Raw genomic sequence first — 8,676 nt, 5'->3', positions numbered from 1 at the left:
CTGCCAGCTCTACGTCAGGCCATCTTCCATCGGCTCTTCGCCCACCTCGCCGAACCCGTCCGATGCCCACACTGCAGACGTCGGTTCCTGCCGACCATCCACTCTAAAGTGCCCAGGTAGTGCTAGGGAACGACGGCGACCGCCGCTCGACCTTCAGACGTGGCGCAGGTTGCCGGCCGAGGACTTGCCCTGCTGGCCCTGAACGACGTCGAACTCGATCTTGTCGCCTTCCCGAGGCTCCTGCATCCCGGCGCGCTGAACGTCGGAGATGTGCAGGAATACATCCTTGGAGCCGTCCTCAGGCTGGATAAAGCCGAAACCCTTGGTTCCATTGAACCACTTAACAGTACCGATAGACATGTGTTGCTTCCAATCAAAACGGAAAACCGATGTGCAAGATTGCACATTGGATCATTTTCACTATGAAACGGAGGCAAACTGGTGCTCGTGCGAACGAGCAGAAGAAGCAAACCGGAACAACGAAGTTGACGGTATCTATATGGGAGAAGGAATTATACTTTGCAAGCTCATTCGCTCGCTGGTTGTTGGCCGCCCCGATTTGAGCTGTTCTCGACGAGGCGAGTGCCGCTCGAGTCTCAACATCGCGCCCGCCCCTGGAGCGTCGATGGGGGTCAGACCAACACGGCGGCTAGAGTATCCGTGTTGGTCAAGCAGGCTTTGGCGTCCAGCTTCGGTGTTCGCGGAGCAGTGCGTTGGCGAGGATGAGGAGTTTGCGCATGACAGCTGTGATCGCAACCTTGGGCGGTTTTCCAGTGGCGACGAGGGCCTGATATTTGGCTTTCATGTCCTTGTTGAAGCGGATCGCCACCAGGGCTGGCGTATAGAGGGCCTGACGTAGGTGGGCGCGACCGGCCCGGATAAGGCGCTTGCCGCTGTGCTGTCCGGAATCGCGGGCGACCGGAGCAAGGCCGGCCAGGCTGGCCGCGCACTTGTTGTCCATGGTGCCGAGCTCAAGCATCTCGATGAGCATGGCCAGTGCGGTCGCCTCGCCGATCGCCGGGATGCTGACGAGGATATCGAGGCGGGCCTTCAGGTCGCCATCTGCCTGGCACAGGGCGCGCAAAGCGCAATCGATGGCGGCGATCTGGCGCTCAACCTGACGCAGTCGCTGATCGGCCAACCGCTTGAGGAGTGGCGCACGGTGGGTGTGGCTTCGGTTGGATGCGGCGACGCCGTCCTTGACCAGGCCACGCCGGGCAACGAGCAGCTCCTTCATGTCGCTGAGCGTTTGGCTCACCATCGGCCTGACTTGCAGTGCATCCAGCGCGCCGAAACGGGCGAGCATGGCGGCATCGACGGCGTCGGTCTTGGCGCGCTGCCCGATAGCTTCTGCGAAGCGTCTGGCCTGCAGCGGATTGACCTTGACCACGGGCACACCCGCATTGCCGAGCTGGCGTTCAAGTCGGTGATGATAGGCGCCTGTCGGCTCGAAGATGACGCGGTGGATCGGGCTTTGGCCGAGCCATGACAGCAGATCCGCGATGCCGGCCATGGTGTTGGGGAATTGCCGGGCTATGGCCTGGGGGTGGAGATAAACGTCGAGGGTCGCTTTGGAGATGTCGACCCCAACAGTCTGCGCTATGGTCGGGAGCATCTTTTCCAGGTCCTTTGCTTGTCATCCGGGCCATGACGCCCGGGTATTCGTTCAGGCCACGAGGAAAAGAAAGGGGCGGTCACACTCTAGCACGGCCCATCACGGCCAGCATTTTCACGACCCGTCCCCTCCCGCTGCCGGCGAGTTCGCACCTCGTCGGCAGCACCCCATCTTTGCCGGAAGGGGCAGGAACATCATCAGACAAGCGTTTTCCCATCAGTTTGAGGTTCGAAACGGCGTTCTCAATGGGGTTGAAGTCGGGACTGTAGGGCGGGAGGTAGAGCAGGCTCTCGCCTGCGGCTTCGATGGAGGCTCTGACGCCCGCGCCCTTATGGCTGCCGAGGTTGTCCATGATGACGACGTCGCCGGGCCGCAGCTCGGGCACGAGGACCTGGTCGCCATAGGCCTGGAAGGCGCGGCCGGTGATCGGGCCGTCGAGGACCATGGGGGCGACCATGCCGGTGTTGCGCAAGCCGGCAACGAAGGTGGTGGTCTTCCAGTGTCCGTGCGGGATGCCGGTCCGCAGGCGCTCGCCCCGGGGCGCCCGGCCGCGGGTGCGGGCCATGTTCGTCCAGGCCCAGGTCTCGTCGATGAAGACCAGCTTGGCGGGATCGAGGTCGATGTGGTCGTCGAACCACGCCCAGCGCCGCCTCAGGATGTCCGGCCGGTCCTGCTCCGCGGCATGGGCCGTCTCTTTTCCACGTCATCCGGCGCCGCTCGAAGAAGCGCCACAGCGTGCCGATCCCGGCCGACACGCCCGGCTCCGTCAGCTCGGCCCGGATCTCCTTCAGCGTGATGTCGAAGGCCTGCTCGACCAGGCCCAGGATCAGCGGCGCATGCGCCTCGATCCGTGCCGTTCGGCGATCCCCGCCCAGCGGCCCCGGTGCGACCGAGCCCGCCTCCCGTGCCAGCGTGGCCCAGCGGATCGCGCTCGACGCGCTCACCCCGAAGCGGGTCGCCGCCGCCCGACAGGACGCACCGGCGGCGACTGCTGCCGCCACCCGCTCCCGTGGATCCACCGACAACCCCTTCGACATGCCCCGGGCCTCCTCGCCAGGGACACTGAATCACCGCCCCACACCCCCGGAGATCACGAGCGATTCAGCCAGACCGGAGACCGCTCTAGGAGGTCAGATAACGGGGGCGCTTCATTCAGCGAAAATGAGTGTAAATTCTGAGATTTTGATTGCGAAACGGCACGCCAGTGAGCTTAACCTCCGCCGAAGCGTGGCGGCAGCGGGGAAGGACCCGCCTCCCCCCTCGAGGCATGACGGATGGCAGACACCCCCCGATTGGTCTGCGGCCCCGGAGTGCAACCGGTGTCGAGCCCGGTCCGCGATGCTTCATTTCATCAGTCTTGTTGGCTCGGCGCAGCAGTCGCCTGGCAAGAAAGGCAAGGTTGGCTCGCCAGACCCGCGCATGCAGCGTGCCGTGATTTGCCCCAATGAGTAACTTGCTAGCCGGCTATGCCCTGGCTTTCGGCCTCAAAGCGATGCTCGACATCGCTGACGGGCAGAAGAAGGTAGTCGCCGAAATCGAAACAGCGGCTGGCTGCAAGATCGTCGTTCTCACGGCTGGCCGGCCAGCAGAACTCGGGCTCCATGCGGCTCGCCTTGGCCGCAGCCTGGTGCCGCTACCCATCTCCTGAGAACCCACTGCGGATCAGTCGGCCCGGTCCACCAGCTCGCCGCTGATGACGCCCTCGCCCACCCGGTTCAACAGTCCCCAGGCGTTGTCCCCGCGGACAAGGTTGCAGCAATGCTGAGTTGATCTATGTGCCGGCGTGCTCGATGAGGTGGTAGGAGCATCTCCCATGGAACCCGGAGACCTCATTTACCCAGACAGGACAAATTCCTTCTGGCGCTCGCCTGATATGAGAAAGCACCGCATCTCCCTACAATCCACGTTCACCGTTCAGGATGACGATGCGCCGGCTGAGGTGCCCGACAGCATCCGAATACAATACAATGGCCAGGATTGGAGCGAATGGCTGCCGCGGCACCTCTTCGTGATCGCCAAATGAAGCGTCCGCGCATACAACCGGTGGTCGGTGGAACTGCTCTACCAAGCATTATGCTTTGCCCCGGCGACAGCTTGGGAACTCGATCATGAGGATTATCGAGACGCGCACCCTAAGAGACTGTCGCATTCAGATTGCCGAGCAGAGTGCTCCGGGCTGGACGGTCACAGTCTTCCCCCCGGATGGCAAGACGCCGGTCATCCTCCATATCGAGGATCCAGTTGGCCTAGACCGCCTCATGTCTCAGGCCGATGAGCAGGCCTCTGTCCTCTCAGCCAGGGCTCGCGGCTGACCTGAGAATCAGGACAGCCACGTTTCACACAACGCTCACTCCGCCGTCCGACCCTTCACCATTTCCCGTCTCGCAACCTTCGCTTGCGCAACATCGGCGGGTCGGCTCAGGATCGCCCCAGCTGCCTGACTTCCTCGACGGGTAGCTGCTGAGAGGGCCGCCCGCTTTTAGAACACTGTCTCCACCATCCTTCATTGCAACACTGGCCTGGACCGGCATTTCCGTGCCGGTCCCCCTCGGCCAATTACGCCGCCACGGCTTCCAGGGCCTCCCACCAGTGCCCCACCCAGGTCTCCGGGTGCGGCTTCCGCGGGTGCCAGCGCGAAAAATAGTAGCCCCGGCCAGTGCGGGCTGGTCCACCCCCGGCAGTGCCTTGGGGCGTCCCCAGAGCAGCAGCCGTGCGAACGCGCAGGCCAGGAGGTCGTTGTGCTCCGGGGCGGCATAGACAGTCGCCCGATCGGTGGAGACCTGCAGGTCGGCGCACACCCGCTCCGCCAGGCGCTTCGTGGCAGCGCCGGTTAGCACCTCGGCCGTGCCGCTCATCGGCCCGCCCTCGAACTGCCACCAGCCTCGGGCAGGGCCGCCACCATCCTGCCGGCGCTCCTTTAAGGCCCTGCTCTCCTGTCCGCCAATGGCCGGAAGCGGCATGGCTGCTTCCGGGCGGGCAGGATGGCGATACGGACGAGCGGATCAGGCGGCCAGGGTCGCGGCCATGCCGTGGGCTTCCAGGCTCGGCGGCTGAACCCCGGAGTTGCCAGGCCGCAGCATCATCGAATGCTGGCGCTGGAGGAGAACGGCTTCGTAGCGTCCACGACGAACATCACCAGGGAGAGCAGGTCGGTCGAGCCGCTGCTGGAGACCTCCATCGGCATGTCCGCGCCATGCCCCGCAATCGCTGATCCCGCTGCCACACGGACCGCGCCGTGCGAGGTCCGCTGGGTTGTCTCTCCGGCAAGGACATAGAAAGCCTCCGAGCCGGGATGCGTGTGGACCGGCGTCACGCTGCCGGGCGGTCCGCTCGCCTGGTTGATCCGCAGGAGATACTGCGGCGCCTCCACCAGGGGGATGGGTCCGACCTCGGCCAGCTTCCCGCCACCCTCCGAGACAACGCCCGCAGGCCCCAAGGTGAACAGCCAGACCCGCCCCGCGGCCTCCACGACCAGCGCCGTCGGCCCCTCGGCCGCACGTGCCTCCCCCAGCGAGGGGAAGGTCTCGATCCGCCAGAAGAGCGGGCCCGAGGGCAGTTCCGTGAGCCGCTTCTCGGCCAGTGGCCGGATGACGAGAGCTGGCGCCTGTTGCGCCACAGGCGAGGACAGCGGAAGGCCACCCAGCAGCAGGAGCGCGGTGGCGCCCTTCACGGCGGCCCGCACGTCCCGCCGGTGCACGACCGGCATGGAACCCCATGAGCCTGCCCTGGCAAGGGGGCTGCATTGTGGGATGACATTGCGGGTCATGGCGTGCCTCCTGCCCCGCTCCGGTTGCGGGATCGGAAAGATGTGAGCACGGCAACTGCGCCGCTTCTGTCCGGATTGCGCCATACTGTCCGGGACACGCCAGGAACCCTGTTGCTCCGGAGAGCTTCCATGGGAAGGTATCGGCAGGCACGAGCGGGTCCCACGGCTCGAAACGGACCGCTCGATCTCCAGGATGTCGCCGGCAGGCCCGATAAGGGCGGGGGAGGCTGCGTCCGGCGCGCGCTGGAGGCCGTGAGGGCCGCCCTGGCGCAGGATGCCGTGGCGGCTCCGACCCTCCACGATCTGGCCTCGGCCGCGGGCGTCTCGCCACGCACCCTGCAACGACGGTTCACTGGGATCCTCGGCGCTTCGCCGCGGACCGTCGTCCAACGGCTCCGTCTCGATCTTGCCCGACAGACTCTCCGCGCCGGTGCGGAGACCTCTGTCCTGGACGCGGCGCTGCGCCACGGCTTCGCGCATCCCGGGCGCTTCGCCATCGCCTATGCCGAAGCCTTCGGGGAGGCGCCATCGGCCACCCTCCGCGCAGGACGCTGCGTCCAGGCGGTGTCGGATGACCCTTGCACGCCGCTCGTGTTGCGCCCCCTGGTCCCCGCCACGCCTGCCGACGCCGCCCTGGCACGGCGCGCGACGGACGACCTGGCGATCGCCCTCGGGCGCGCGCACGGCTTCGCCCTGCTCAGCTCGGAGGGGCGCGCATCCGCCCAACCCGCTTCCGTCCTCCGGCTGGAGGGACGGGCGGAGGCGGATGGCGCGGTGCTGTCGTTCGTGCAGCCCTCCACCGGCGCGGTGCTGGGCATGGTACGTGAGCCCTTCCGACGCCGCGCCGGCGTCGGCTGGGCAGAGCGCGCAGTGGGCGCCCTGCGGGCAGTGCTCGCCGCCGACAGGGCTGCCCGCGCAAGGGCGATGCCACGGCAGCGGGCCGACGTTGACAGCCTTGTCGCGCGCGCCCGGCCAGCGGCCCTCTCTCAGGAGCCAGGGATGGTTGGCATGGCGCTGGACCTCCTGGGCGAGGCGCTCCACCGCCAGCCCGCACATCCGCGCGCGCTGGCCCTGGCGGCATGGAGCCTTGCGCTGGGCGCGAACCACTGCTTCACGCGCGACGCGGGGGGAGACCGGGAGCGATCCCTGGCGCAGGGTGCTCGGGCGCTGGCCCTGATGCCGGACGATCCGGAGGTTCTGACGCTGGTCGCCGGCGCGCTCTCGCTCAACCGGCGTCTCGATGAGGCAGAGGTCCTGGTCGCGCGCAGCCTCGCCCTTGACCCCTGCCAGCCCGAAGCGCTGCGGCGGCTCGGCTTCATCCAGAATTTCCGCGGCGACGGACACAGGGCCGCCGCGGCCTTCCGGCGCGCGCTGACTCTCTATCCCGCCGGCGACGACGGCACCATCGCAATGGTCGGGCTCGGCATCGCCGCGTTCATACGGGGTGACTGCGCCGGCTCCGCGCGCGCTCTGACCCGCGCACTGGAGCGTCAACCCGCCCGGGCCTGGCCGCACCGGTTCCTGACTGCGGCCGCGATGCACGCTGGCGCGGGCGATGAGGCGCGACGCTCGCTTGTCGCACTCAGGCGCTCGTTTCCGGACCTGACGGTGAGTTGGTGCGCCCAATCGATCGCGCTGCATCCGCGGGCGCAGCAACTCGTGCTGGAGGGTCTCGCGCGCGCCGGGCTGCCACAGTGAGCCTGCGAGGGCTTTGGAGCGGCAGGTACCTGCATCGCCCGGACTATGCGCCCGGGCTCACCGCTGGACGCGATGGGATCAGCACGCGGTACCACGCACTTTTCCAATCTCGTTGTGTCCGCTTCGGAGCACTGCCTGACGCTCGATCTCCTTCCGGTTCGGGCGGAGGCGGTGTGAAAACGCTTGGCGGAGTATCCTATGGCCTTCGGCGAGAAGGCTGGGATGAAACGCTTCGTGGAAGCCGAGGAGCGGGGCCAGGTGACACTGCTCTCCGACTGCATGAGGACTATGTCCCTGAGGAGAACCCGGTCCTGGTGATCGAGGCCTTTGTCGTGGCGCTTGATCTGGCCGAGCTCGGGTTCGAGGGGGTCGTCCCCGAACGGACTGGCCGTCCGGCCTACCACGCCGCAACTTTGCTGAAGATCTACATCTACGGCCATTTCAACCGCATCCAGTCCAGCCGGCGGCTAGAGCGCGAGGCAGGGCGCAAACTCGAGCTGATGTGGCCGACAGGGCGGCTGGTCCCGGACTTTGAGACCATCGCCGACTTCCGGAAGGACAACGGGGAGGCGATCCGGGCGATCTGCCGGCACTTCGTCCACCCGGACAGCCTCGACTGCTTCTCCACGCCGTAGATGGACAGGAGGAGACGACACGAGTGGTCAAGCAGGACCTGTCGCGACCACCCCGGGATGACCGATGATGCAGCGGGACGCGACTAGGCTGACTTCCCTCGCCTGGGCTGACGGATGGCTCAGTGACCGTTTGAGAATGGCTTAGCAGGGCTTGGGCGGGGTGATTCAAGCTTGGGATGTGGACCCGAGAGACCCGTGGGCGGATGGCCGAGCTTGCCCGCAAGACGAAGCGCTACCCGTCTGATCTGACGGACGAGGAGTAGGGGCGGATGGAGCCGCTGCTACCGCGCCCTGCGCGAAGTGCTGGACGCGATCCGCTACCTGGCCCGGAGCGCCGGAAGCTGGCGGATGCTGCCGATCCACTTTGGGCCGTGGCAGACGGTGTACTGGTGGTTCCGGCGCTTCGTCCGGTGCCTGCTGTTCCGGACCATCCACGACGTGGCCTTAATGCTGGACCGCGAGGCAGCGGGGCGGGAGGCAAGCCCTTCAGGGGGCGTGCTGGACAGCCAGGCGGTCAAGGCGCGCTTCGCTGAAGTTCGGGGCTACGACGGAGGCAAGCGCATCGTCGGTCGCAAGCGCCACGTCGCCGTGGACACGGACGGGCGGCTGCTGATGGTGAACCTCACGCCTGCCGACGTGTCGGACAGCGCCGGCGTATAGACCATCCTGGCCACCATCCGCCGCCGCTGGCTGTGGCTGAAGCACCTCTTCGCGGATACGGGCTACGACCGGCCGACGCTGATGGACAAGGCCGCTCTCCTCGATTTGGTCGTTGAGATCGTCAGGCGCTCCGATCCGAGAGGGTTCCACGTCCTCCCGCGTCGCTGGGTGGAGGAGAGGACCTTCGGCTGGTTGATCCGCTGGCGACGCCTGGTCCGCGACTACGAGCAGCGCCTCGACGTATCCGAGGCCATGATCCACGTCGCTATGGCTGCCCTCCGCTGGCCTATCCGTCCCCTGGC

The 8,676-nt window shown here is 66.6% G+C and carries 6 protein-coding genes and 3 pseudogenes; 4 read left to right on the top strand and 5 right to left on the bottom strand.

From position 1 onward, the window contains the following. Positions 1 to 153: 153 nt before the first annotated feature. The 4 genes and pseudogenes from NRP21_RS23860 to NRP21_RS23845 form a co-directional block, all read right to left on the bottom strand. Entirely contained in the window at positions 154 to 360 is a 207-nt protein-coding gene (locus NRP21_RS23860) for a cold-shock protein (protein WP_257718741.1), read from the bottom strand. Between the two features lie 307 nt (positions 361 to 667). Further along, the gene (locus NRP21_RS23855) at positions 668 to 1,615 is read right to left on the bottom strand and encodes an IS110 family transposase (protein ID WP_257718740.1); all 948 of its coding nucleotides are present in this window, start codon (positions 1,613 to 1,615) and stop codon (positions 668 to 670) included. Positions 1,616 to 1,694: 79 nt separating this feature from the next. After that, positions 1,695 to 2,291: pseudogene (locus NRP21_RS23850) on the bottom strand (IS630 family transposase); the annotation flags it as partial. A gap of 780 nt (positions 2,292 to 3,071) precedes the next feature. Then, positions 3,072 to 3,218, bottom strand: a complete 147-nt coding sequence (locus tag NRP21_RS23845) for a hypothetical protein (RefSeq protein WP_257718739.1) — start codon at positions 3,216 to 3,218, stop codon at positions 3,072 to 3,074. 210 nt (positions 3,219 to 3,428) lie between these two features. On the opposite strand from NRP21_RS23845, the gene NRP21_RS23840 reads away from it, so the two are divergent. Further along, positions 3,429 to 3,638, top strand: coding sequence for a hypothetical protein (locus NRP21_RS23840; RefSeq protein ID WP_257718738.1), 210 nt, complete (start codon positions 3,429 to 3,431; stop codon positions 3,636 to 3,638). Positions 3,639 to 4,694: 1,056 nt separating this feature from the next. Here the strand turns inward: NRP21_RS23840 and NRP21_RS23835 are convergent. Next, positions 4,695 to 5,321 carry a cupin domain-containing protein gene (locus NRP21_RS23835; RefSeq protein WP_257718737.1) on the bottom strand — a complete coding sequence of 209 codons (627 nt, stop codon included), beginning with the start codon at positions 5,319 to 5,321 and terminating at the stop codon, positions 4,695 to 4,697. A gap of 312 nt (positions 5,322 to 5,633) precedes the next feature. On the opposite strand from NRP21_RS23835, the gene NRP21_RS23830 reads away from it, so the two are divergent. From NRP21_RS23830 to NRP21_RS23820, 3 genes and pseudogenes are all read left to right on the top strand, one after another. Beyond that, positions 5,634 to 7,079, top strand: coding sequence for a helix-turn-helix domain-containing protein (locus NRP21_RS23830; protein ID WP_257718736.1), 1,446 nt, complete (start codon positions 5,634 to 5,636; stop codon positions 7,077 to 7,079). 222 nt (positions 7,080 to 7,301) lie between these two features. After that, positions 7,302 to 7,678 (top strand): annotated as a pseudogene (locus NRP21_RS23825) (transposase); the annotation flags it as partial. A gap of 212 nt (positions 7,679 to 7,890) precedes the next feature. Continuing rightward, positions 7,891 to 8,650 (top strand): annotated as a pseudogene (locus NRP21_RS23820) (IS5 family transposase); the annotation flags it as partial. Positions 8,651 to 8,676 lie beyond the last annotated feature (26 nt).

Origin of the sequence: Roseomonas populi, assembly GCF_024594815.1 — a bacterium.
Lineage (GTDB): Bacteria > Pseudomonadota > Alphaproteobacteria > Acetobacterales > Acetobacteraceae > Roseomonas > Roseomonas populi.
The sequence above is the reverse complement of the archived record's forward strand: the minus strand, read 5'-3'. Positions and strand labels throughout refer to the sequence as shown.